The 25,163-nt window shown below is 39.8% G+C and carries 28 protein-coding genes and 1 rRNA gene; 28 read left to right on the top strand and 1 reads right to left on the bottom strand.

Going from position 1 to position 25,163, the window contains the following annotated elements; genetic code table 11:
• Positions 1-138: 138 nt before the first annotated feature.
• Positions 139-255 (top strand): 5S ribosomal RNA (rrf, locus tag P9E47_RS19690).
• 42 nt (positions 256-297) lie between these two features.
• On the opposite strand, the gene corA is transcribed toward rrf, so the two are convergent.
• Entirely contained in the window at positions 298-1,245 is a 948-nt protein-coding gene (gene corA / locus P9E47_RS19685) for a magnesium/cobalt transporter CorA (RefSeq protein ID WP_326164446.1), read from the bottom strand.
• A gap of 181 nt (positions 1,246-1,426) precedes the next feature.
• Here corA and P9E47_RS19680 point away from each other — a divergent pair, with 181 nt between their 5' ends.
• From P9E47_RS19680 to P9E47_RS19550, 27 genes are all read left to right on the top strand, one after another.
• Entirely contained in the window at positions 1,427-1,567 is a 141-nt protein-coding gene (locus P9E47_RS19680; protein ID WP_169315877.1) for a hypothetical protein, read from the top strand.
• Positions 1,568-1,776: 209 nt separating this feature from the next.
• Positions 1,777-2,925, top strand: a complete 1,149-nt coding sequence (locus tag P9E47_RS19675) for a trans-sulfuration enzyme family protein (RefSeq protein ID WP_003332123.1) — start codon at positions 1,777-1,779, stop codon at positions 2,923-2,925.
• Positions 2,926-3,063: 138 nt separating this feature from the next.
• Positions 3,064-4,050: a thiamine-phosphate kinase gene (thiL, locus tag P9E47_RS19670; RefSeq protein ID WP_326164444.1), complete on the top strand. Its 987-nt coding sequence runs from the start codon at positions 3,064-3,066 to the stop codon at positions 4,048-4,050.
• A 17-nt stretch (positions 4,051-4,067) separates the two neighbouring features.
• A complete protein-coding gene (tsaE, locus tag P9E47_RS19665) occupies positions 4,068-4,541 on the top strand; it encodes a tRNA (adenosine(37)-N6)-threonylcarbamoyltransferase complex ATPase subunit type 1 TsaE (RefSeq protein ID WP_003332121.1) in 474 nt (157 codons plus the stop codon).
• A complete protein-coding gene (gene tsaB, locus P9E47_RS19660) occupies positions 4,522-5,217 on the top strand; it encodes a tRNA (adenosine(37)-N6)-threonylcarbamoyltransferase complex dimerization subunit type 1 TsaB (RefSeq protein WP_326164443.1) in 696 nt (231 codons plus the stop codon). The genes tsaE and tsaB overlap by 20 nt, the downstream gene beginning before the upstream one ends.
• 121 nt (positions 5,218-5,338) lie before the next feature.
• Positions 5,339-5,797, top strand: a complete 459-nt coding sequence (gene rimI / locus P9E47_RS19655; RefSeq protein WP_003332119.1) for a ribosomal protein S18-alanine N-acetyltransferase — start codon at positions 5,339-5,341, stop codon at positions 5,795-5,797.
• Complete coding sequence (gene tsaD / locus P9E47_RS19650; RefSeq protein ID WP_326164441.1) at positions 5,787-6,800, top strand: tRNA (adenosine(37)-N6)-threonylcarbamoyltransferase complex transferase subunit TsaD; 1,014 nt, start codon at positions 5,787-5,789, stop codon at positions 6,798-6,800. The genes rimI and tsaD overlap by 11 nt, the downstream gene beginning before the upstream one ends.
• 252 nt (positions 6,801-7,052) lie before the next feature.
• Positions 7,053-8,264, top strand: coding sequence for a PocR ligand-binding domain-containing protein (locus tag P9E47_RS19645; RefSeq protein WP_003332115.1), 1,212 nt, complete (start codon positions 7,053-7,055; stop codon positions 8,262-8,264).
• A 20-nt stretch (positions 8,265-8,284) separates the two neighbouring features.
• Positions 8,285-9,370, top strand: a complete 1,086-nt coding sequence (locus tag P9E47_RS19640) for a response regulator (protein WP_003332114.1) — start codon at positions 8,285-8,287, stop codon at positions 9,368-9,370.
• A 234-nt stretch (positions 9,371-9,604) separates the two neighbouring features.
• Positions 9,605-9,889, top strand: coding sequence for a BMC domain-containing protein (locus P9E47_RS19635; RefSeq protein ID WP_003332113.1), 285 nt, complete (start codon positions 9,605-9,607; stop codon positions 9,887-9,889).
• Positions 9,890-9,909: 20 nt separating this feature from the next.
• Entirely contained in the window at positions 9,910-10,707 is a 798-nt protein-coding gene (gene pduB / locus P9E47_RS19630) for a propanediol utilization microcompartment protein PduB (RefSeq protein ID WP_035197535.1), read from the top strand.
• Positions 10,708-10,724: 17 nt separating this feature from the next.
• Entirely contained in the window at positions 10,725-12,389 is a 1,665-nt protein-coding gene (locus P9E47_RS19625) for a propanediol/glycerol family dehydratase large subunit (RefSeq protein ID WP_003332111.1), read from the top strand.
• Positions 12,390-12,599: 210 nt separating this feature from the next.
• Positions 12,600-13,271, top strand: coding sequence for a propanediol/glycerol family dehydratase medium subunit (locus P9E47_RS19620; RefSeq protein ID WP_003332110.1), 672 nt, complete (start codon positions 12,600-12,602; stop codon positions 13,269-13,271).
• Positions 13,272-13,286: 15 nt separating this feature from the next.
• A complete protein-coding gene (locus P9E47_RS19615) occupies positions 13,287-13,805 on the top strand; it encodes a diol dehydratase small subunit (RefSeq protein ID WP_326164439.1) in 519 nt (172 codons plus the stop codon).
• 32 nt (positions 13,806-13,837) lie between these two features.
• Positions 13,838-15,664 carry a diol dehydratase reactivase subunit alpha gene (locus tag P9E47_RS19610; RefSeq protein ID WP_003332108.1) on the top strand — a complete coding sequence of 609 codons (1,827 nt, stop codon included), beginning with the start codon at positions 13,838-13,840 and terminating at the stop codon, positions 15,662-15,664.
• Positions 15,661-16,131, top strand: a complete 471-nt coding sequence (locus P9E47_RS19605; RefSeq protein WP_003332107.1) for a glycerol dehydratase reactivase beta/small subunit family protein — start codon at positions 15,661-15,663, stop codon at positions 16,129-16,131. The genes P9E47_RS19610 and P9E47_RS19605 overlap by 4 nt, the downstream gene beginning before the upstream one ends.
• 16 nt (positions 16,132-16,147) lie before the next feature.
• The gene (locus tag P9E47_RS19600; protein WP_003332106.1) at positions 16,148-16,753 is read left to right on the top strand and encodes a BMC domain-containing protein; all 606 of its coding nucleotides are present in this window, start codon (positions 16,148-16,150) and stop codon (positions 16,751-16,753) included.
• Positions 16,750-17,031 carry a BMC domain-containing protein gene (locus P9E47_RS19595; RefSeq protein WP_003332105.1) on the top strand — a complete coding sequence of 94 codons (282 nt, stop codon included), beginning with the start codon at positions 16,750-16,752 and terminating at the stop codon, positions 17,029-17,031. The genes P9E47_RS19600 and P9E47_RS19595 overlap by 4 nt, the downstream gene beginning before the upstream one ends.
• Positions 17,032-17,054: 23 nt before the next feature.
• Complete coding sequence (locus tag P9E47_RS19590; protein ID WP_003332104.1) at positions 17,055-17,714, top strand: phosphate propanoyltransferase; 660 nt, start codon at positions 17,055-17,057, stop codon at positions 17,712-17,714.
• Complete coding sequence (gene eutJ, locus P9E47_RS19585; RefSeq protein ID WP_003332102.1) at positions 17,705-18,532, top strand: ethanolamine utilization protein EutJ; 828 nt, start codon at positions 17,705-17,707, stop codon at positions 18,530-18,532. The genes P9E47_RS19590 and eutJ overlap by 10 nt, the downstream gene beginning before the upstream one ends.
• 1 nt (position 18,533) lies before the next feature.
• Positions 18,534-19,319, top strand: coding sequence for a flavoprotein (locus tag P9E47_RS19580; RefSeq protein WP_235786736.1), 786 nt, complete (start codon positions 18,534-18,536; stop codon positions 19,317-19,319).
• A 17-nt stretch (positions 19,320-19,336) separates the two neighbouring features.
• Positions 19,337-19,603 (top strand): EutN/CcmL family microcompartment protein, encoded by a 267-nt coding sequence (locus P9E47_RS19575; RefSeq protein ID WP_003332100.1) that lies wholly within the window; start codon positions 19,337-19,339, stop codon positions 19,601-19,603.
• Between the two features lie 13 nt (positions 19,604-19,616).
• On the top strand, positions 19,617-20,615 hold the full coding sequence (locus P9E47_RS19570) for a cob(I)yrinic acid a,c-diamide adenosyltransferase (RefSeq protein ID WP_326164438.1): 999 nt from the start codon (positions 19,617-19,619) through the stop codon (positions 20,613-20,615).
• Positions 20,605-21,996: an aldehyde dehydrogenase family protein gene (locus tag P9E47_RS19565; RefSeq protein ID WP_003332098.1), complete on the top strand. Its 1,392-nt coding sequence runs from the start codon at positions 20,605-20,607 to the stop codon at positions 21,994-21,996. Before P9E47_RS19570 ends, P9E47_RS19565 begins: the two co-directional genes overlap by 11 nt.
• A gap of 22 nt (positions 21,997-22,018) precedes the next feature.
• On the top strand, positions 22,019-23,185 hold the full coding sequence (locus P9E47_RS19560) for a 1-propanol dehydrogenase PduQ (RefSeq protein WP_326164437.1): 1,167 nt from the start codon (positions 22,019-22,021) through the stop codon (positions 23,183-23,185).
• A gap of 28 nt (positions 23,186-23,213) precedes the next feature.
• A complete protein-coding gene (locus tag P9E47_RS19555; protein WP_326164436.1) occupies positions 23,214-24,539 on the top strand; it encodes a 4Fe-4S dicluster domain-containing protein in 1,326 nt (441 codons plus the stop codon).
• Positions 24,540-24,545: 6 nt separating this feature from the next.
• Complete coding sequence (locus P9E47_RS19550) at positions 24,546-25,094, top strand: BMC domain-containing protein (protein ID WP_326164434.1); 549 nt, start codon at positions 24,546-24,548, stop codon at positions 25,092-25,094.
• Positions 25,095-25,163 lie beyond the last annotated feature (69 nt).

Below are 25,163 nucleotides of genomic sequence, written 5' to 3'. Positions count from 1 at the left end.
GAACACAAGTGAGTCGATGTTGACTTATCGTAGGGAGATGAGCGAAGTTTACGAGTCGCTGGGAGCTGTAGCTGGACAATGAAGTAAATATGAATACCGATTATCTAGTTTTGAAGGAACAACCTTCAATTTAATATGTTTGGTGACGATAGCGAAGAGGTCACACCCGTTCCCATTCCGAACACGGAAGTTAAGCTCTTTAGCGCCGATGGTAGTTGGGGGCTGTCCCCCTGTGAGAGTAGGACGTTGCCAAGCAAACAAAAAGAGTAGCTGAGATGCTGCTCTTTTTTATATTCCTCAAAACCATCCTTTCCTTTTAAACCAAAAAAACATTAATAACGCAATGATACCCATCAATCCTAAAGATATAAAATATCCATATTTCATAGTCAACTCCGGCATATATTCAAAATTCATTCCATATATACCAGCAATAAAGGTTAATGGTGCAAAAATGGAGGTTATAATAGTAAGGATCTTCATAACCTGATTCGCTTGGTGAGAGTTCACAGATATATAACTATCACGAATATCCATTGTAATTTCACGATTTGAGTCCACCATCTCTGACAATTTTAATAAATGATCGTAGATATCAGAGAAGTAAGGTACTTTTCTTTTGATTCCTTCTAAATGCTGTGAGTTTAGCATTCGATATAACAGATCTCGCATCGGGTTGACTGTATGCCTCAAAGTTAATAATTGGTGGCGGATATCGAAAAGTTCATCTAATAAAATATCCATTGATTTATTTTCAGTATTATCTTCAATTTCATTTAGAACATCCTCAATTTTATAAATAATCGGGAAGTATTGGTCCACAATTTTATCCAACACTTCATAAAAACAGTGATACTGATCCCAATCTTTAATAATATCTGTTGAAATAAGCCTATTCCATACTTGGTTGATTTGATTAAAATTTTGATAGTGAAAAGATACTACGAAGTTGCTGCCGACAAAAAAGTTAATTTCCTCTTTTGTGAAATCATCTGGATTAATAACATGGGTTACAAAAAATGTGAAGTCATCATAATAATCTAACTTAGGACGTTGTAGTCTATGAACACAATCCTCAATCGCTAATGGATGAAAGTGAAAATAATTGTGAAGCTCATCTATCTCTTCATGAGTAGGCATATTGAAATCGATCCAACACCATTTATATAATGTTATATCCAACTCATCGAGATTTGTATAAGTCACCTTTTTAGAGTCATGTGTAACTGCGATTACCTGTATCATTCTATACTCCCTGCATTGTTGGTATTATTCTTTTATCACTTATAGTATTAATTTGCCCTAAGTTGCAATAATTAAAGCAATTCATTCCAACTGATATTTTTATGAATGTTCCTGACCATTTTTCCGCAAAATAGTATCGATTTAAATAAATGTTTAATTAAAACGCGGGAGGGTTTCTCTTATGGTAAAAAGAAATGAAAAAACATCAAATATAGTTAATCAAAAGGCATTGTTAAATGACAAAGTACAAAAAGCGAGAGAAAATAATTTCAAGGGTGACCATATTAGAATGGATACTCTTGTCGGGGGTCAGGGGCAATAGGTTGTAATATATGTGTATCAGGGGTCTCTAAAGTCATGAAAAATTGACTTTTAGATGCCCCTTTTAATTGATTAGGCATTATTTTTTATGTCCTTTCGTTCTCCCTGTTTTATTACAATAATCTATTAATATAGTAAAAAATAATTTGACCTTTCACCCTTTAAAGGTTTAATGTAAAAAATAAATACACTTTGCGAGGGAGATTTGAAATGAAGCATCATTTTGATACAGAAGCTGTACATTTATCTGAAAATAAGTATGTCTCAAGTGCTAGTAAAGTTAATCCCATTTACCAAACCTCTGCCTTTGCCTTTTCAGACTTAGAAGAGCTAGAAGGCTTTTATCAAGGTGAAAGTAAATATTTATACACTCGTACTGGGAATCCAAATACAGATGAACTTGCAGCGGCGGTTGCGAATTTGGAGGGCGCACCTGCTGGGGTAGCGACATCATCAGGTTTATCTGCTATTATGGCCGGTGTTTTAGCTGTTGTAAAAGCAGGAGACCATATTGTCGCAACAAATGATATCTATGGTGGTACATACCAATTGCTTTCAGGGGAACTTAAAGACTTTGGGATTGACGTTTCATTTGTGAATTTTGAAAATGAGGAAGAAATTAAGAAGGCCATCCAGCCCAATACAAAGCTAATTTATACAGAGTCTGTAACCAATCCATTATTAAGGGTTGAAAATATCGGCCAACTTGTACAAATAGCTAAAGAAAACAATCTTTATTCAATGATTGATAATACTTTTGCGACACCCTATTTATTGAACCCATATGCACAAGGTGTTGATATCGTGGCCCATAGTGCGACAAAGTACATTGGCGGTCATAGCGATGTTTCAGCAGGGGTTGTTGTCGGTCATAGTGATTTAATTGCAGAAGCAAGAGCAAAGGTTGTTAATCTTGGCCTTAACTTAAGCCCGTTTGAATCTTGGCTCGGAACCCGTGGTCTGAAAACATTAAGCCTACGGATGGAACGTCATGTTAAAAATGCCCAGAAACTAGCAGACGGTCTAAAGAATCATCAGGGTGTAAGAAAAGTTTACTACCCTGAATTCGTATCAGAAAAAGGGAACGGCGCCATCGTTACAATTGATATTACAGGAAAATGTGATATTTCTAAGTTCTTCAAATCACTTTCTTGGGTAAAAATTGTACCAACATTGGCTGGAGTGGAGACAACCGTATCTTATCCAGTAGGTACCTCACATCGCAATTTATCTAATGAACTGCGAGAAGAGCTAGGCATTACTGAAGGCGTTGTCCGTATTTCAGTAGGTATTGAGGATCCAGAGGATATTCTTGCAGCATTTATCGAAGCATTGGACAAATCTTATTTTGTAAAATAATAGACAGTATGCGAAAATAGAATAGGTTACTGAAAAAATCCTTGGGAGCCATTCCTAAGGGTTTTTTTGGGACAGAGGGTCGGGAACTGTGGCCCAGAACTGTGGCCCACAGAAGTGTTCAATTTGGAGGGAATAAATTTGTCTGTTCAAGATGAATTTTCATTTATAAATAGCATTACACCTAAAAAATATAAGCAGCCCCATTTAGTTGCGGGGGTCGGTGATGATGCCGCTCTATATTCTGGAAATAATGATGTTGAAGAAATCGTTTGTATGGATACAATGATAGAAGAAGTGCATTTTAATCGGCAGACAATGAAGCCATTCCATATTGGTTATAAGGCGCTTGCCAGTAATATAAGTGATATAGCGGCAATGGGCGGTGTGCCGAATTTTTATTTAGTATCGATTGCGATACCGAAGCACTGGCCCGATACTGAACTTTTAGAAATATATAAAGGGATGGAGGCGCTGGCCGACCGTTACCAAATGGATTTAATCGGTGGGGACACGGTTTCATCGAAGCATAGCCTTGTTATTACTGTGACGGTAATAGGACGGGTACTTAAAGGAAGACATCTTTTGCGAAAAAATGCAAAAGCGAATGATATTGTTTTTGCCACAGGAAGTTTAGGAGATTCAATGGCAGGCTTGGAGCTTTTGCTAAAAAGCGGAGTCGATTTTAATTTTTCAAAGGATGAACAGGCATTAATCACAAGACATCAGCTTCCAGAGCCAAGAGTAGAGATCGGGCAAATTCTTGCTAAGTTTCCTCGGGTGGCCTTGAATGATGTTAGTGATGGAATCGCCAGCGAATTGAATGAAATCGCATCAGCAAGCGATGTTACAATTGTGATCGAGGCAGAGAAACTTCCGAAAAGCAGCCAAATTACAAGCTTTAGTGAAGATCAACAGCTTCACTGGATGTTAAATGGCGGGGAAGACTATGAATTGGTCGGAACGGTTTCGGAGGAAGATTGGATTGAGATCAAAAAAGAATGCGAGCAGAAAAATTATTCTATAACTAAAATTGGGTATGTAACGAACGGACCTGCAAAAGTATTGATAAAACAAGGCGACCAAATGAATCTATTACAAATGCTTGGCTTTAATCATTTCAAATAAATAGGGTGATCGTTTAAATGGAGTTTATTTATGATAGCAATTCCGCTGAACAAACAATGGATTTTGCTGAAAAATTAGCACAAAGGCTTGATAAAGGGACAGTAATCACGTTAGAAGGAGACCTTGGTGCTGGTAAAACGACGTTTACTAAAGGATTGGCGCAAGGTTTAGGGGTAACTCGAACCGTAAATAGCCCGACATTCACAATTATTAAGGAGTATATGGACGGGAAATTACCTTTATATCATATGGATGTGTATCGGTTAGAGGAAAGTGACGAGGATTTAGGGTTTGATGAATATTTTCATGGTGGTGGTATTTCTGTGGTAGAGTGGGCCCATTTTATTGAAGATATGCTCCCAGCTGAAATTTTAAAAATAAAAATTAACTATGTAAATGATACCGGTAGAAAAATAATCCTCGAACCTGTTGGGAATAGGTATATAGATTTATGTAAGGAGTTTTTTTCAAATGAAAGCATTAGCAATTGATACATCAAACCAGATCATGGGTGTAGCCGTAATTGATGGGACCACGATTCTTGGCGAATACATTACAAACCTTAGCAAAAATCACTCTGTAAGGCTTATGCCGGCAATCAGTGATTTAATGAAGGAAGTTGGAGTCGAGCCGAAGCAATTAGAGCGCATTATTGTTGCGCATGGACCTGGTTCCTATACAGGGGTAAGAATTGGCGTTACAATTGCGAAAACCTTAGCATGGACTCTAAATATTCCAATCGTCGGAGTTTCCAGTCTTGAAGTGTTGGCCCGGAATGGTCAGCATTTCAACGGAGTAGTTTCACCCCTTTTTGATGCCCGAAGAGGTCAAGTGTATACAGGACTTTATAAGATGAATAGCGATAAGTTTCAATCAATAAATGAGGATCAAATTATTATGCTCAAAGATTGGGTTGCTGAATTGAAACAGCAAGATGAGAAAGTATTGTTTGTAGGGAATGATGTTCCTATTCATGAATCTGTTATTAAGGAAGTATTGCAGGATCAGGCGATCATTGCTTCTCCTTCTTTGTTCAACCCGCGGCCGTCTGAACTTGCGATCATTGGAATTGAGAAAGAGCCGCAAGAGGTCCATGCATTTGCTCCTAACTATATCCGCTTAGCTGAGGCAGAAGCAAAATGGATCGAAGCGCAAAAACAAGGATAAATCGGAAACGGGGCACGGGGGCGGGTTCTGCGTCTTAGCTGGGACAGAGTTCCCGACCCTATGTCCCACCGCCGCCCCCGTGACCAAGACAACGAGAATTTTAATACAAGGAGCAACACCGATGGAGGATATTGTTCAATTCCGTTTAATGACAGTGGAAGATGTTGAGCAAGTTTATAATATTGAAATCAGTTCTTTTACCTTGCCGTGGAGCAAGGAAGCATTTTACAACGAAATGGCAACCAATCAATATGCAAAGTATATAGTGATGGAGTTGGACAATCGAGTAATTGGCTACTGCGGTATGTGGGTTATTATTGATGAAGGGCATATCACAAATATTGCTGTATTACCGGAATACAGAGGAAGAAAATTAGGTGACGCCTTATTAAAGCAAGTCATTGAATTTAGTCGTGCTTTAGGCTTAAGAGTTGTAACATTGGAGGTTCGAGTTTCTAATATAGTAGCTCAAAAGCTTTATAAGAAATATGGCTTCCAAGCAGGTGGCATTCGCAAAAATTATTATACGGATAATTATGAAGATGCATTAGTAATGTGGGTGAATTTATATGAAAGATAAAGATCAAATTATATTAGCAATCGAATCAAGCTGTGACGAAACAGCAGTGGCAATCATAAAGAATGGCAGGGAAATTCTTGCGAATGTCGTTGCTTCGCAAATAGAGAGCCATAAACGTTTTGGCGGGGTAGTTCCGGAAATTGCCTCTAGACATCATGTTGAACAAATCACGATAGTTCTAGAGGAGGCTATGAATCAAGCTGCAATTACATATGACGATATCGCTGCTATAGCTGTAACGGAAGGACCTGGTTTAGTAGGGGCTTTATTAATAGGTGTGAACGCTGCAAAGGCGTTGGCTTTTGCCCATAATATTCCGCTCGTACCAGTTCATCATATTGCAGGGCATATTTATGCCAACCGTCTCGTGAAGGAAATGACATTTCCACTCCTAGCATTAGTTGTTTCCGGTGGTCACACGGAGCTTGTTTATATGAAGGAGCATGGCTCTTATGAAGTCATTGGGGAAACGAGAGATGACGCGGCCGGGGAAGCGTATGACAAAGTAGCACGTCAGCTCAATCTTCCATATCCAGGAGGTCCTCATATCGACCGTCTTGCACATGAAGGCAATCCTACCATCGACCTTCCACGAGCATGGTTAGAAAAGGATTCATTTGATTTTAGCTTTAGTGGGTTAAAATCTGCCGTCATTAATATCCTTCATAATGCAAGCCAACGCGGTGAAGAAATAAGGCCTGAAGATCTTGCTGCAAGCTTTCAGGCTAGTGTTATTGAAGTGGTTGTTACGAAGACAAAGTATGCTGCGGAAAAATATAATGTAAAACAAGTCCTTCTAGCTGGCGGTGTCGCCGCAAATAAAGGACTGCGGGCTGCACTTGAAAAAGAATTCGAAAAGACAGATATTGATCTCGTGATTCCACCATTATATTTATGCACGGATAACGCGGCGATGATCGCAGCAGCCGGCAGTATTGAATTTGAAAAAGGCAAAAGAGCAGGGCTGGATTTGAACGGAATTCCAGGGCTGGAATTGCAATAGGAACAAGGTAGGAACAAGATAGGAACACGGGGGATGACTCTCGTGTTCCATATTTTTTACTATGAATTCTTAGATATTTGGTTTATGATAGAAATAACAATTAATTACAAATTATGCCTATCTTTTCTCGATATTTGTCGAGAATTGTAGCATAATAGATTTAAGTACCATTTTATTGATATGTTTATTGTAAGCGGTTTCTGTTAATTTTAGCTATTCGAATTCTTATCAAAAAAAAGAAAGGATTAATTTATGAATATACAGGAAATTATTGATCTTGACTTTTTGCAAAAAGTACAGGATTCATTTGCGAAAGCAACAGGACTTGCAGCAATAACAGTAGACTTTCGCGGGAATCCAGTAACGGAATATAGCAATTTTTCATTATTTTGCAAGAAAATTCGTGAAGATCAACAACTTTACGATAAATGCCTGAAATGCGATGCATATGGTGGATTAGAGGCAGTAAGAAGAGAGAATTTTTTTATGTACCGGTGTCATACTGGATTGGTAGACATTGCTGTCCCCATTATTATCAAAGGGCAATTCATCGGTTCTATGCTTGTTGGTCAGGTAAAATTGAATGAAACGGAAAATGATAGACTTGATTACATAATAAAAGAGTCTTCCAATTGGAAGGAAAATAAAGAAATAGTTGCTGATTTTGACCAAATTCCTATTATCTCCATCGAAAAAATCACTGCAGCGGCAAAAATGATGTTTTATGTTATTAATAATATGGTCGAAAAAGATGTTATTCAATACGTACAGGAAGAGTTAAGAGCGAAAGATCAAGAGCTTATCAATCAACTGAAAATCCAGGCTGATTTGGAGAGGTCATTGTATGCTAAGCAAAAGCAATTCTTTAAACTAATGGTTAATCCAAATTTATTTTTTAATGTTATGAATACAATGTCTTGTTTGGCAGTTCTGGAGAAGGCATCCAGAACACAAGATGTCATCTTAACTTTTTCTGAAATGATGAAATACTTATTAACTAATGATAATACCTTTGTGACAGTTGAGGATGAAATTTCCTATATTTATATGTATGTGAAATTGCAGAAATTAAGATTTGAAGATCGAGTACAAGTGATGATAGATATTCCAAAGGAACTTAGATCTATTAAAATTCCAGCAATGATTTTACAATCTATTTTAGATAATGCGTATATACATGGCATAGAGCCAAAGGATGGAAAAGGATCGATCCAAATAAAAGGTTACATACTTGATGATGATTTTATATGCGAGGTGATAGATGACGGTATAGGTATGACCGCAACTGCAATTGCAAGTATAATGGATAAAAGTGGTGGAACGGAACGAGAAAGCCATTCTAAGGGAATTGGTTTGCACCATGTAAATTTCATTCTGACCTCAAATTATGGCAATGAATATAAACTAAAGATTACCCAGAATGATGCAGGTGGTACAACAGTAAGGTTTAGAGTGCCAAAATAATATTGTTTGGGGGACTCCGAGTGTACAACATTTTGCTAATAGATGACGAAATTATCGTAAGAGAAGCCCTGAAGGTTATCTTAAAAGATATGGAAAATGTTGAGGTGGTTGGAGAAGCTGCTTCCGTCGAAGAAGCTTTGGCCCTTATTGAATCCAATTCTCCAGACATGACCTTCCTTGATATCAAAATTCCTGGGACGGATATTGTATATCTGATAAAATTTATGAAGCGTTTAAAGCCAAAAAATAAAGTTATATTATTAACCGATTACGGCTCTTCTGATTTTGTCTTTAAGGCATTAGAAATGGGTGCAGATGGATACCTTCTGAAGCCGTATCCCCAGAAGGATATATATAAGATTGTAAATCTGTATTTGTCTCAGGTTAGTTCACATACTGAAAACTTAGAGCAAATCGTTGAGCCGTTTATTGACTATATTTATAAAGAAGATTTTAAGAATTCGAAAGAGCAGTTGAAAGCTATTACAGAGCAGCTGACTTTAGTATGTGCAAATAATAGTCATGCGCTCTGTCCTGTTACTAACAGTATTATCAAGGGTTTGGGAACTATTTGTCGTGAAAAACAGTTATTGTTTTCAAAAAGGTTGGAATGGAAGGAAAAAATCCAACATATTAATGCCAATACGTTTGAAAGTACCATGTTATGCATTTTAGAAGATATTTTTAAAACGATGAAAGACACCGAGTCTATTAAAGAGATTAAAGTGATTCAATCGGTACTTAATTACATTGAAAAGAATTTTCAAAAAGGAGTTACATTAGAAGAAGCGGCGGAATTCGTCCATTTAAGCCCTTTCTATCTTAGTAAACTATTTAAAAAAGAATTAAAAATCAACTTTGTCAATTATGTAACGGAACGGAAAATTCAAAAAGCAAAAGACCTTCTTGAATCAACGGATATGCCTGTATTAAACATTGCCTTGGAACTCAATTATCAAGAGGCAAATTACTTTAGTAAAGTATTCAAAAAAATAGTTGGTGTGACTCCGACAGATTATAGAAAAGAAAAAAAGGATAATCCAAATTCCACCGCTCATTTATTAAAAAGAAATAATTATATTCCTAATGGAAATTGGTATGTGTAGAATTGAAATTCCACCTGAATCGAATCGAGCCAGGTGGAATTTTTTTGTCCATTTTTAACAGCTGGACAAAAATTTACCTGTAAAAGACAAAAAGTTATCAGTTTATATACCAAATCTTTGCCTTTATAAGCCAAAATCCTATTGCGAAAAGATTCTGAAAATGATCTAAGATTATTATTGTGGGCATGTTTGAGAAGAAGGTTCACTTAAAAAATTTTATCTGGAGGTTTTTTTATGATTAAAGAGGCATTGGGAATGGTGGAGACAAAAGGCTTAATCGGTGCTATTGAAGCAGCAGATGCAATGGTTAAAGCAGCAAATGTTACACTTATCGGCTATCAAAAAATTGGGTCTGGGTTAATTACCGTTATGGTACGCGGCGATGTCGGCGCAGTCAAGGCAGCGACTGATGCAGGTGCCGCTGCTGCACAAAAAGTCGGAGAGGTCATTTCTATTCATGTTATTCCAAGACCGCACTCAGAAGTGGAAGGGATTTTACCAAAGATCATTCAGGAATAAAAAATTGGAGGTGTTAATACATGGAAGAAAAATTAATTGAAAAAATCATGGAAGAAGTTATCAAAAAGGTTGGTGCTCCAAATATAGAAGTAGCTCCAAAGGTGGAAGTAGCTCGTAAGGAAAAGAAACTCTGTGGTTTAACTGAGTTTGTCGGCACTGGACGCGGAGACACAATTGGCCTTGTGATCGCCAATGTAGATTCAAGTGTTCATGAAGCAATGAAGCTTGACAAGAAATACCGTTCTATTGGTATTATTGGCGGTCGTACAGGGGCTGGTCCACAAATTATGGCAGCAGATGAAGCAGTAAAAGCCACAAATACTGAAATTTTAGCGATTGAATTGCCACGTGATACAAAGGGTGGAGCCGGTCACGGAAGTTTAATTATTTTTGGAGCGGAAGATGTGGCTGATGCCCGACGTGCCGTTGAAGTGGCGCTTAAAGAATTAGAGCGCACATTCGGTGATGTATATGGAAACGAAGCAGGTCATCTTGAATTCCAATATACCGCCCGTGCGAGCCAAGCATGCGAAAAAGCCTTTAATGCAGAACTTGGTAAATCATTCGGTCTACTCGTGGGTGCACCTGCTGCAATCGGCGTTGTCCTTGCGGATACAGCAGTAAAGGCTGCGAATGTAGATGTTATTAGCTATAGCTCACCTGCTAGTGGAACCAGTTTTACAAACGAAGTGATTTTGACATTTAGCGGTGATTCAGGTGCTGTTCGTCAAGCTCTTATAGCAGCTAGAGAAGTAGGAATCAAGTTGTTAGGTACTCTCGGAAGTGAACCTGTGACAGATACAGTTCCTTACATTTAACTTAAGGAGGTAAATCCATGAAATCCAAACGTTTTCAGGTATTAGCAGAGCGGCCAGTGAACCAAGATGGTTTTGTAGCTGAGTGGCCGGAGGTTGGCTTAATGGCGATGGATGGTCCATATGATCCTAAGCCAAGTATAAAGATTGAAAATGGCGTCATTGTTGAATTAGACGGCAAAACGAGGGATGAATTTGATTTCATCGACCGTTTCATCGCTGATTACGCTATTAATATTGAAAAAACTGAAGAAGCAATGGCGATTGATTCCGTACAATTTGCAAGAATGTTAGTAGATATTAACGTGCCAAGAGAAAAAATTGTTCCACTCACCACAGCAATGACCCCGGCAAAGCTATGTGAAGTTGTTGCCGATATGAATGTGGTTGAGTTAATGATGGCACTGCAAAAAATGAGAGCAAGAAAAACGCCTTCAAATCAATGCCATGTTACGAACGTTAAAGATAATCCTGTTCAGATTGCGGCAGATGCGGCAGAAGCTGCCTTGCGTGGTTTTGATGAACAAGAAACAACGGTTGGTATTGTTCGGTATGCTCCTTTTAATGCGCTCGGACTATTAGTTGGCTCGCAAACGGGGCGTGGTGGAATTTTAACACAATGTTCTGTGGAGGAAGCTACCGAACTTGAAATGGGGATGAGAGGACTTACCAGCTACGCCGAAACTGTTTCAGTATATGGAACTGAGCCCGTCTTCGTTGATGGTGATGATACTCCCTATTCAAAGACTTTCTTAGCATCGGCTTATGCATCCCGTGGATTGAAAATGCGCTTTACATCAGGAACTGGTTCAGAAGTGCAAATGGGCTACGCAGAAGGTAAATCTATGCTTTATTTAGAAGCTCGTTGTGTCTATATTGCCAAAGGTGCCGGTTCTCAAGGGCTGCAAAACGGTTCTATCAGCTGTATTGGTGTTCCGGGTGGCGTTCCATCTGGTATTCGTGCGGTGCTTGCAGAAAACTTGTTTACAACGATGCTCGATATGGAAGTTGCTTCTGGTAACGACCAAACCTTCTCTCATTCTGATATCAGAAGAACGGCGCGGACACTGATGCAAATGCTGCCTGGTACAGATTTTATTTTCTCAGGATATAGTTCAGTACCGAACTATGACAATATGTTTGCCGGCGCTAACTTCGATGCAGAAGATTTTGATGATTATAACGTACTACAGCGAGATTTGAAAGTAGATGGCGGCTTACGACCAGTTTCTGAAGAGGAAGTCGTTGCGGTCAGAAATAAAGCGGCAAGAGCAGTTCAATCAGTCTTTGAAGGTTTAGGGCTTCCAACGATCACAGATGAAGAAGTAGAAGCTGCAACATATGCCCATGGAAGCAAGGATATGCCGGACCGTAATATAGTAGAAGACTTAAGAGCAGTAGACAGTATGATGAAACGTGGAGTAACGGGTCTCGATGTTGTGAAGGCATTGAGCAAAGGTGGTTTTGAGGATGTTGCCGAAAACGTCTTGAATATGTTAAAGCAACGTGTTTCTGGCGACTATCTGCATACATCCGCCATCATTAACAAAGACTGGAACGTTATCAGTGCAGTTAATGATCTAAACGATTACCGAGGTCCTGGAACCGGCTATCGCATTAGTGAAGAAAGATGGGAGGAAATCAAGAATATTCCTCGTGCAATCAGACCAGAGGATGTGAACTAACTTTATTCAGCAGAAGTCTCCCACTTCCATAAGTGGCGAGATAATGTAAATTAGTATTTAAATTCAGTAGGGGTACGAACCCCGGCTGAATAAAGTTAAAGCCTCCGGCGGATGCTACAGATTTTTAAAGGTAGTTTTTCGAGCAAGCTCGAAAAAATCTGGGCACAAATACGCCAAGGCGCATTTGATCAAGGAAGGGGTTTAATCTATATGGCTATTAATGAAAAACTAATTCGTGAAGTCATTGAAGAAGTATTATTGAGCTTAAAAGTCGAAAATCAACAACCCGAAATCATTGCCGGTCCAAAACCATCATCTGTAATAAATGCTATCCAAGGATTAGAACTAACGGAAACTGGCATTGCTACAGTAGGAGCAAGAAAAGATGAGGTTGTTGTTGCCCTTGCTCCTGCTTTTGGAATACACCAGACAAAAACGATTGTTAAAGTACCCCACAATGAAGTTCTAAAAGAAGTAATCGCAGGAATTGAAGAAGAAGGCTTAACTGCACGTGTTATTAGAGTGTACCATACATCTGATGTTGGCTTTGTTGCCCACCAAGCAGCCAAGATAAGCGGCTCAGGAATTGGGATTGGTATTCAATCAAAAGGAACAACGGTTATTCATCAAAAGGATTTGCAACCATTAGCTAATTTAGAGCTTTTCCCGCAGGCGCCGTTATTAGATTCAGATACATTCCGGGCGATTGGGAAAAATGCGGCTAAATATGCAAAAGGTGAATCTCCAAACCCAGTTCCGACAAAAAATGATCAAATGGCACGTCCGAAATATCAAGCAATTGCAGCGCTGCTACATATTAAGGAAACAGAGCATGTAGACCGAAATAAGAAACCAGTAGAATTACAGGTTAAATTCAATTAAGCGGAGGTGAACAGTATGAATCAACAACTCATCGAACAAATCGTAAAAGAAGTAATGGCATCAATGACTACTGGCATAGAGAGAAAAACAGCTGCACCACCTAAAACAACGACATGTGCAACAGTAGAGGCTAAGAAGGATTATCCATTAGGTGAAAAAAGACCGGACCTCATTAAAACACCTACCAATAAAAAGTTAGCAGACATCACTTTAAAAGGAGTTTTAGATGGTTCTGTAACCGCTGAGGATGTGCGGATTGCTCCGGAAACATTAATGCTGCAAGCACAAATAGCAGATTCCATGGGAAGGCATCCATTAGCACAAAATTTCCGCAGAGCAGCGGAACTTATCGCTGTGCCGGATGCCCGCATTCTTGAAATCTATAACGCTTTAAGACCCTACCGTTCTACTAAAGAAGAGCTGGAAGCAATTGCTGATGAATTAGAAAAAAAATATAACGCAAAAATGAATGCTGACTTAGTACGTCAAGCTACAGAAGTATACGAACAAAGAGATAGATTAAAAAAGGAATAATAAATTTTTTGTGATTTCAGGAGGCAAAATCAATGAAATTGGTAGCAGGAGTGGATATTGGAAATGCCACGACAGAAGTTGCGATCGCGAATGTAACGGATGATTATCGAGTTACATTTTTAGCCAGTGACTTTGTGAGCACTACAGGGATTAAAGGTACCCGGCAAAATATCCATGGCGTCCTTGTTGCTATTAAACAAGCTCTCAACAAAATTAATCGACAAATTGAAAATTTAGATCTTATTCGTATAAATGAAGCAGCGCCTGTAATTGGGGATGTGGCAATGGAAACAATCACGGAAACCATCATTACCGAGTCAACGATGATTGGCCACAATCCTACTACACCAGGGGGCATGGGTCTAGGCATTGGAACAACCATTAATATTGTTGAATTAGAGAACGCCGATAATGAAGAAGATTATATTGTCCTAATTGATAGCAGCATTGATTTTACTACAGCCGCAGAATTAATTAATGGCGCCTTGGACAAAGGGATTAATATAAATGGTGCTATTGTGCAAAAAGATGATGGCGTGCTTATTAATAATAGAATTAAAACGAAAATTCCAATTGTTGATGAAGTAAATCTTTTGGAGAAGGTACCAATTGGAATGAAAGCAGCCATTGAAGTAGCACCACCGGGTGGTGTTGTAGAGATTCTTGCTAATCCTTATGGAATAGCTACTGTTTTTGAATTATCCAGTGACGAAACAAAAATGATTGTCCCCATTGCCAGGGCACTCATTGGAAATCGTTCGGCTGTTGTTATAAAGACACCTAAAGGAGATGTCAAGGCTAGAAGCATCCCTGCAGGTAAGATTCATGTTATTGGGAAAAGAAGAGTAACAGTTGATGTAGATGAAGGTGCCGAAAAAATGATGCATGCAATGACTAATGCTGCACCAATTGAGGATATCAAAGGTGAGGCAGGAACAAATGCCGGCGGTATGCTTGAACGGGTTAGACAGGTTATGTCTGAGTTAACAAAGCAACAGCCCGATGATATAAAAATCCAGGATCTGTTAGCCGTTAATACCTTTATTCCGCAAAAGGTTAAAGGCGGTCTGGCTGAAGAGTTTTCTATGGAAAACGCAGTTGGAATCGCAGCGATGGTTAAGGCTGATAAATTACAAATGCAAATGATTGCGGATGAACTTCGTTCAAGGATCAATGTCAAAGTAGAGGTTGGCGGCGTTGAGGCTGATATGGCTATTCGTGGTGCTCTTTCCACTCCTGGAACAAATGTGCCAATCGCCATTGTAGACATGGGGGCAGGCTCCACAGATGCATCCATTATCACTAAATCAGGCAAAACGACATCTGTCCATTTGGCCGGTGCAGGGGATATGGTAACAATGCTGATCAACTCCGAATTAGGTCTTGATGACATTGCTTTAGCAGAAGATATCAAAAAATATCCATTGGCAAAAGTTGAAAGCCTATTCCATATTCGTCATGAGGATGGAACGGTGCAATTCTTTGAAAGGCCGCTCGAACCCCATGTGTTTGCCAGAGTTGTGATATTGAAGGAAGGTACCATGATTCCGATACCAGGTCAGCATTCGGTCGAAAAGGTGAAGATTGTTAGACGCGGGTCGAAGGAGAAGGTTTTTGTTACAAATGCACTTCGGGCACTGACTATGGTGGCTCCAACCGGCAATATTCGGGAAATGGAATTTGTTGTGTTAGTTGGCGGATCTGCGTTGGACTTTGAAATTCCGCAACTGGTCACAGATGCTTTGTCACAATATAGCATCGTTGCCGGCAGAGGGAATATAAGAGGGACAGAGGGTCCACGAAATGCGGTTGCAACAGGATTAATTTTAGCTCTAGGCGAAGGGGGAGGACTCCAGTGAAAATAAACAGTGGAAATGAGACGCAGGCAATTCATGTTTATTTTAATGAACAGCTGAATGACCCTTTCCTATTTCAATCATTACTGAATGGAGTCGAAGAAGAAGGGGTCCCCTCTTTTGTAAAGGAAAAGCTTGAAAAATCAGCGTTGGAATTGAGTTATCAAGCTGCTTTAGAATCCACCTTGGGTGTTGGAATCGGCATTGGTGAGGATAGCCAAGTCATTCTTCATTATACAAAGCTGGCCAAAAGCCAACCGCTTTTTAATATAAATCTCAAGGAAACATACAAGCAAAGGGTTTTAGGAGCCAATGCTGCAAGACTGGTAAAAGGAATTCCATTTAAGTCATTTGAAGAAGCCAAAGAAGAAATAAACGAACGTATTCATATACAGGAAGAGGCAATAACAAAAGAAGATATAGCTACTATTGTCGCTATAGTTGTTAAACTGCTCCAGGAAATGAAATAGAGGGGGTGAACGATTCGTGCAAGCATTAGGAATGATTGAAACGGTTGGTTTAGCAGCAGCAATTGAAGCTGCAGACACTGCGGTGAAATCAGCCAACGTTGCTCTAGTTGGATATGAACTGACCAAGGGTGGAGGAATGGTAACAGTTAAGTTCGAAGGTGATGTTGGTGCTGTGAAAGCCGCTGTTGAAGCAGGGGTAATCGCTGCGGAGAGGATTGGAAAGGTCTTTAGCAAACATATCATCCCCAGACCAGGCAATGGGGTCGATAAGGTTGTTTATTCAAACGAAACAGTCGGCCAAGGTAATCCATATAAAGAACATAAGCCAAATACGGTTGAACATTCCACTTCGTTGGGGCTGGCTGAAGTAAAGGGGGTACCCTCACTGGAAGATACCGCATCTGATTTTAATGCTGAAGTTCCTGAAGAAGCTCTATTAACTGATAAGCAAATCATGGAAGAGAATCAGAGTTTCCTTGAGGATGCCGGTGAAGCGGATGAAGAGCGAAATGGTTTAATAGAAGTATGCAATATTTGTAATGATCCTAAATGTCCGCGAAGAAAAGGGGACTTAAAGTCAACTTGTATTCATTATAAAAAACTAAGGAGGAATGCCCAATGAATGATGCACTAGGAATGATAGAAACGAAAGGATTAGTAGCTGCGATTGAGGGAGCTGATGCTATGACTAAAGCTGCAAATGTAACCCTAATCGGCTATCAACAAATTGGCTCGGGTCTTATTACTGTGATGGTAAGAGGCGATGTGGGTGCTGTAAAAGCAGCTGTAGATGCCGGTGCTGCTGCTGCCGAAAGAGTCGGCAAAGTTGTATCTGTTCATGTAATTGCTAGACCGCATTCAGATGTTGAAAGAATACTCCCATCTATATCTGAAAAATAGTTAGTAAACAGGGAGGACTTAAAATGTATGACCAGGCTACACAAGAAAAGATTATTAAGGAAGTTCTGACCAGGCTGCTAGTGTTTGAAGAACAACCCTATGTACCTATCGGAGTCTCCAATCGCCATATTCATTTAAGTCAACAAGACTTAGAAACTCTTTTTGGAAAAGGCTATCAGTTAACGAAAATGAAAGAGTTGATGCAACCGGGACAATTCGCAGCAGAGGAAACAGTTACGATTGTTGGTCCTAAAGGTGAAATAAAAAATGTCAGGATATTGGGACCCGTTCGAAAAAACACCCAAGTGGAGGTATCCTTAACAGACGGCTATAAGCTTGGTGTTCGGGCTCCGATTAGGGAGTCTGGAAGAACTGTTGGTACACCAGGTATTCTTTTAAAGGGACCAATAGGTGACGTGGAATTAAAAGAAGGAGTCATTGGGGCGCTTCGTCATATCCATGTACCGCCAGAATTTGCGCGGAAATTCCAACTGAAAGATAAGGATATGGTAGAAGTAGAAGTGGGGAGAGAAAGAAAAACCATTTTTAGCAACGTTTTAATCCGTGTTTCGGACAAATACAAATTGGAAATGCATGTCGATACGGACGAAGCAAATGCAGCCGGTATTAGTAATGGGGAATTAGGGAAAATACGGAAGGGCCAAGATGAACAATGTCCATAGATGCGGAGAAAATCAACAACTATATTAATAGCTTTGCAAAACTAATAAATGAGCAGCAGGCAAAGAAATATAACGGGGATTTAAAAGTTGGCGTTGACCTTGGAACGGCCAATATTGTTCTATCTGTTATAGACGAAGAGGGCAACCCGGTCGCCGGAGCTTCTTATCCTGCATCTGTTGTCAAGGATGGACTCGTTGTCGATTATGTGGGCGCAGTGAAAATCGTGAAAGAGCTTAAAAATCGAGTAGAGGATTTGCTTGATACGACACTGACCCATGCTGCAACAGCTGTGCCACCCGGAACAATTGGAGGCAACATGAAGGCGATTTCTAATGTAGTGGAAGCCGCTGAGCTGGAAGTTACGAATGTAATTGATGAACCTACTGCTGCAGCAACGGTACTAGGTGTCACTGACGGAGCTGTGGTTGATGTTGGTGGAGGGACAACGGGCATAAGTATTTTAAAGAATGGAGAAGTCATCTATACAGCCGACGAGCCTACGGGAGGAACTCATATGAGCTTAGTGGTGGCTGGTCATTATAAGGTTTCTTTTGCTGAGGGAGATGCATTAAAAATGGACCCAGCCAGACAGGGTGAAGTTTTTTCCATTATTAAACCTGTTGTTGAAAAAATGGCTTCGATTGTCAAAAGACATACTCGAGACTTTGATGTAGATAAAATCTATGTGGTAGGGGGAGCAAGTTGCTTTGATGAATTTGAAGACGTTTTTTTCAAAGAAATTGGCATTGAAACGATAAAGCCTGCACATCCTCTCCTTATCACTCCGTTAGGCATTGCACTAAACAGTTTGAAATGAGGTGAAAGATTTGAACGCTGAGGAATGGCTGAACAGTATAGTGGAAGAAGTGCTTAAGCGTTTGCAGAAAAGAATGAAAAGGGCAACCGTCCTTTTTACAGGCGGAGCTATTGGCTTTCCCGAGGCTTTGCAGCAAATAAAGCTATTGCAGGACAATGGCTGGGACTTAAACATTTTGCTATCCAATAGCGCTGAGTATGTTCTTACACCTCATTTGATAAAGGAACAGCTTGGAACTTCTAGAGTGTATGTTGAAAAAGAAATAAAGGAATTAAGTTCATTTTACGAGGGAGTCAGTGCCTTCATTGTACCCACATTAACGTTAAATACGGCGGTAAAGATAGCATTGGGCATCGCTGATACGATGGCGACCAATCTTGCTTCGAACATGATTATGCAGGGGATTCCGTTCATTGCAGCAAAGGATTCCTGTGATTTGCAAAATCCAATCAGATCGGATTTAGGATTAAATAAAGCACCAAAGGCATATTTAGATAAAATGGGTGAACACCTTCGAACTTTGGAAAGCTACGGCGTAAAGCTAGTAGACGCAAAAAATTTATACCAAGCTGTTCAGATGAATGTCTTTACTTTCTCCAATCAAAAAAATCAAGCACCGGAATCGAATAAGCAAATCTATGAAGATAAGAAAAAAGTTCTTACAAGAAATGATATTGTCGAAGCAAGGCAGAAGGAAATGATTTTAAAAATTCCATCTACAACCATATTAAGTCCTCTTGCTCTTGAGGCAGCTAGGGAGCTTAGAGTAAAGATCATTCGAGAATAATGGGGCTGGTGATAAAGATGTACATCGGAATAGTTGTTGGTAGTGTCGTCGCTACGCGAAAAAGTGATGAACTGGTAGGGAAAAAGCTTCTTATTGTACAAAAGGTGAATCCAAAAGATGAGAGCCTCGGAACACTTGAAGTTGCTGTGGACTCTGTTGGTGCAGGAAAAGGGGAATATGTTCTTGTAACACAAGGAGAACCGGCAATGTATGTATTCGAAACCTCTACTTCCTGCATAGATGCCGCCATTATTGGCATTGTTGACTCAATGGAAGTTAGTTAAGGGGGGACGTTGAATGGCGATTTACACAAAAAAAGGTGATAAAGGTGAAACAGGGCTTCTTGGTGGAAGCCGAATTTCCAAGGATAGCCTAAAGGTATCTTGCTATGGAACTTTAGATGAAGCAAATGCTGCCCTAGGCATTGCGTACTCACAAATAGACAATAGTGAAATTAAGGGTATTATTAGGAAAATTCAAAAGCAGCTTTTTGTTGTAGGGGCGGAGTTAGCCAGTGATGAAAGAGGCAAGAACCTCTTGCAGGATAAAGTAAGTAAAAGCGACATTGCCGGACTTGAAGAAGTCATTGATAAGTTCGAACAAAAACTTGGTCCACTTCATGAATTTATTATTCCGGGTGATACTATTGCTTCGGCTAACCTTCACTTGTCAAGAGCGATTATTCGTAGAGCGGAGAGATTGATTGTTGAGCTTGCTAAGGACTCCTCAATCCGCGATGAGGTTATGCAATATGTAAACCGCTTATCAGATAGCTTGTTTATGCTAGCTCGAGCCGAGGTTCATTATAGTCTTCTTGAAGACATCAAAAATAAGGTAATAGAGAAATTAGTGGCTCAAAAAGGAAAGGCCACAAGTATGACACTGGAATTAGCCTTTAAAATGGCTCAGGCTGCAGAAAGAAAGGCGGCGGAAATGGGCGTACCCATTGTTTTTTCTGTAGTAGATGCAGCAGGTAATATTATTTTATTACATCGTATGGAAGAGTCTTTATTAGCAAGTTTGGAGCTTTCACCAAACAAGGCCTATACAGCAGTGGCACTAAAAATGGCGACACATGAACTTGTTCCCGCCATTCAGCCTGGAGCAGAACTTTACGGAATTCAACTGTCAAACCAAAACAAAATAGTTACTTTCGGGGGAGGATATCCGCTTAAAATCAATCAGCATATTATCGGTGGTATCGGCGTTAGCGGAGGAACTGTTACAGAAGATATGCTCATTGCTACAGAAGCGTTAAAATTATTTGAGAAAGAGGGAACTTACATTGGCTGTTGAAGCGAAAGCAATTGAAGAAATCGTTAAAAAAATTTTAGAAGAAATGATGATAAAAAAAGATGCATGTATTACTGGATATGGAATATTCGAGGATATGAACGAGGCAATAGAAGCGGCGACTATCGCGCAAAAGGAGCTTTTGAAATTGTCGCTCGAGCAAAGAGGAAACCTTATTACCGCCATTCGAAAAGCTGCAAAGGATAATGCAGAAACCTTTGCGCAGATGGCAGTGGATGAAACTGGTATGGGCAATTATGGGGATAAAGTCATTAAAAACTTAATCGCCGCAGAGAAAACACCTGGAATCGAAGACTTAACAACGGAGGCATTTTCTGGGGACCACGGCTTAACTTTAGTCGAGCTTTCTCCGTACGGCGTTATTGGTTCGATTACGCCGACGACCAATCCTACGGAAACCGTTATTTGTAATTCAATCGGGATGATTGCGGCAGGAAATGCGGTTGTTTTTAGCCCCCATCCAACAGCAAAAAATACATCGCTCAAAGCAATTGAAGTAATTAATAAAGCGATTATCAAAGCCGGTGGTCCGCCGAACTTAATTACATCTGTTGCGAATCCAACGATCGATCAAGCAAATATCATGATGAAGCATAAAAAAATAAAATTGCTTGTTGCTACCGGTGGTCCAGGAGTTGTAAAAGCAGTGCTTTCAAGTGGGAAAAAGGCAATTGGAGCTGGTGCCGGTAATCCACCAGCGGTTGTTGATGAAACGGCTAACCTCGAAAAAGCAGCAAGGGATATCATTGATGGTTGCAGTTTCGATAATAATCTCCCTTGTACCGCTGAAAAGGAAGTCATTGTTGTTGATTCTGTTGCTGATTATTTAGTTTCTTATATGAAAAAACACGGGGCATTTCTTATTACGGATAAAGAGCAAATTCAGAAATTGACTGAACTGGTTGTTGACAACGGACACGCAAATAAGGAACTTGTAGGTAAAAGTGTTGCGCATATCCTACAGCGAATTGGCATTGAGGTACCTAGTGATGCCCGTGTTGCAATTTTAAATGTGGAAAGAAATCATCCTTTAGTAAAGGCGGAACTAATGATGCCGATTCTGCCGGTAGTACGGGTAGAAAACGTCGATGCTGCGATTGAATTAGCAGTGGAAGCCGAGCAGGGATTCCGTCATACAGCAATTATGCACTCTACAAATATTGATAATTTGACAAAGTTCTCCAAAGAAATTCAAACAACGATATTTGTAAAAAATGGACCATCTTATGCGGGAATAGGAATTGGCGGAGAAGGTTATGCAACATTTACAATTGCCGGACCTACCGGGGAGGGCTTAACCTCAGCAAAGGACTTTGCAAGAAGAAGAAAATGTGTGCTTGTAGACGGTTTATCGATCAGATAACTCGGTAGGAGGTAAACAATAAATGGATTCATTTTTTGTCGGACCAAAAGTTTACTATGGCAGTCATGCCTTAGACTTTCTGAAAGAATTACATGTCAAAAGAGCCTACATTATTACAGATAAAATGATGGTACAGCTCGGAATGGTAGACATGATCATGAATCTATTACAAGGAACGTCTTGTAAGGTGTTTGCTGATGTTGAGCCGGATCCTTCTATAGAAACAGTGAAAGCGGGTTTAAACATTTTTCTGGAATATGAGCCTGAGTTGATTATTGCTCTTGGTGGTGGCTCGCCAATTGATGCGGCAAAAGCTATTCTGCTTTTTTCTTATAAAGTAAGGGAAAAGATTTCAAGTAATCATAGTATAAAACAACCATTGTTTATAGCGATTCCAACAACAAGTGGGACCGGCTCTGAAGTAACCTCTTATTCTGTCATTACTGATATTGAAAATAATGTAAAAATTCCACTTAGAGATGAGAGATTGCTCCCGGATGTTGTGATTCTGGATGAACAGTTGACAAAAACAGTACCCCCTACCGTTACGGCAGATACCGGCATGGATACACTTACCCATGCAATAGAAGCATATGTATCTTCAGCAGCGACAGAGTTTACTGATATATTTTGCGAGAAGGCAATAAAGAATGTATTCACGTATTTATTAAGAGCTTATCGATATGGCGATGATCTTGAAGCGAGGAGGAAATTACATCTTGCTTCTTGTATGGCAGGAGTTGGGTTTACAAATGCATCTTTAGGTGTAAACCATAGCTTGGCTCATGCTGTGGGAGCCCAATTTCATCTATCACACGGCAGAAGCAATGCGATTTTACTTCCTTATGTAATTCAATTTAATGGAGGATTATGTGATGGAGGCTATCAAACTTCTAGAGCTGCTGAGCGTTATACAGAGATTTCTAGATTTCTTGGTCTGCCTTGTTCAACTCGTGAAGAGGGGGTGGTTAGTCTTTCAACGGCTATTAGGGTCTTAAATAGTAAATTGGGTATTCCGCTGACTTTTCAGGCTTTAAACATTGAAGAACGCTTATATGTGGGAAAAATCCCCGAACTAGTAGAAAGTGCACTGCAAGATATATGTACAACGGGCAACCCTATAACAGTAAGTGAGGCAGATTTCGTAAACCTCTTAAACTGGGCTTATAAGGGAAATGAATTGAAATAAAAGTTTTATAGATTAGGGTGATCGAAACTTGAGTCTTTTAGATACAGTCAAAGAATCCGGCATTATTGGAGCAGGTGGTGCCGGATTCCCTACTCATGTGAAACTGGCGGCAAAAGCAGAATATATACTTCTTAACGGCGCTGAATGTGAACCGCTGTTAAGAGTCGATCAGCAATTGATGGAACTATATCCCGATGAGGTCATTAAAGGTTTTGAAGCTGCCAGAAGGCTTGTAGGGGCAAGGAAGGCGCTGATTGGCATTAAAGGAAAGCATCAAGAAGTCATTTCTATTCTAAAAAAACGAATTGATGTACTGCAAGTAAGTGGCTTAATTGAAGTCAGAGAGCTTAAGGATATTTATCCGGTAGGTGACGAGCAGGTTTTGGTATATGAGTTGACGGGGAGAATTGTTCCAGAAGCGGGAATTCCACTTCAGGTTGGATGTGTCGTTATTAATACAGAAACAGCGTTAAATATTTACCGTGCTTCCCAAAATGAGCCTGTTACCGAAACATATATAACTGTTGCAGGAGATATACCTAACCGCTTAACCGGAAAGGTGCCAGTGGGTACACCTATCATAGATGTATTAAAGCTAAGCGGTATCGAAAGCTTTGATGATTATGCCATTATCGATGGCGGTCCGATGATGGGAAACGTCATGAACAGCTTAGATGGATATGTAACCAAAAAAACAAAGGGATTTATCATCTTAAAAAAACAGCATAATCTTATTAAAAGGAAAACGCTCAGCATGAAACAGTCATTGCGAGTTAATAAGACCTGTGAGCAATGCCGCATGTGTACTGATATGTGCCCTCGTTATTTACTTGGTCATGACATGCAGCCACATAAGATGATTAGATTGGTAAATTACGGAATAGACATTGTTGAAGACCAGAAGATGGCCTCGCTTTGCAGTCAGTGTAATTTGTGTGAGTTATTCGCATGTCCAATTGATATTTATCCACGGACTGCCAATCTGTATCTTAAACAAAAATTAGCAGAACAAAATATTCGATATAGTCCTGTTGCAACAGAATTTACCGCGCGCAAAAGTCGTGAACATCGTTTGGTTCCAAGTAAGCGCCTAATAGCGAGGTTGGGATTAACGAATTTTGATAAACCGGCTCCTTTGACGAAAGTAACAATAGAACCTGAAATTGTTTATATTGCAAAATGCCAGCATGTTGGCGTTCCGGCTATACCAGTTGTTGCAATTGGTGATTATGTGAATGCCGGACAGCTGATTGGGAAAATTCCCGAAAACAGTATGGGGGCTGCAGTTCACACCAGTATAGCTGGAACGGTTGTAGAGATTACAGATGATTATATTGCAGTAAGGAGAGACTAATCGCATATGGCAAAAGCAATTGGAATAGTTGAACTTGTAAGTATTGCGCGTGGTATCTATACTGCAGACCAGATGATCAAGGCTTCCGAAGTGGAAATTGTAACGGCTGGTTCCAGCTGCCCTGGCAAATATATTGCCATTGTCCACGGAGATGTTGCTGCAGTAAAGGAATCAATAGAAATAGGAGAACGTGTCGCAGAAGAATATTACGTTGATTCTATGATTATCCCTAATGTTAGTCCTGAGTTATTTCCGGCAATTTCTGGGGTCACAATGCCAGAGAGAATTCAAGCTGTTGGAATAATGGAGTCTTTCTCTATCGCGACGATGATCTTAGCCGCAGATGCCATTCTAAAGGCTGCCAATGTACAAGCAATTGAATTGCGTTTGGGAAATGGAATTGGCGGGAAAGCATTCTTCACATTTACCGGTAGTGTAGCAGCCGTCGAAGCGAGTATTGAAGCAGGAAAAGAAATAGCAGAAGAAAAAGGTTTACTTGTAAATGCAGAGATCATTCCATCTCCATCTGACAGACTGATACAATGTCTGCTCTAGGATGTTATGTTAAAGCAACATTTCAGAATTGTTGATTATTAAATCAATCATAAATAATTAAAGGGAATG

The organism is Schinkia azotoformans (genome assembly GCF_035811335.1).
In the GTDB taxonomy this organism is placed as follows: Bacteria; Bacillota; Bacilli; order Bacillales; family Bacillaceae_J; genus Schinkia; species Schinkia azotoformans.
Note: the sequence above shows the minus strand (reverse complement) of the source record. Positions and strands in the feature narration are given on the sequence as shown.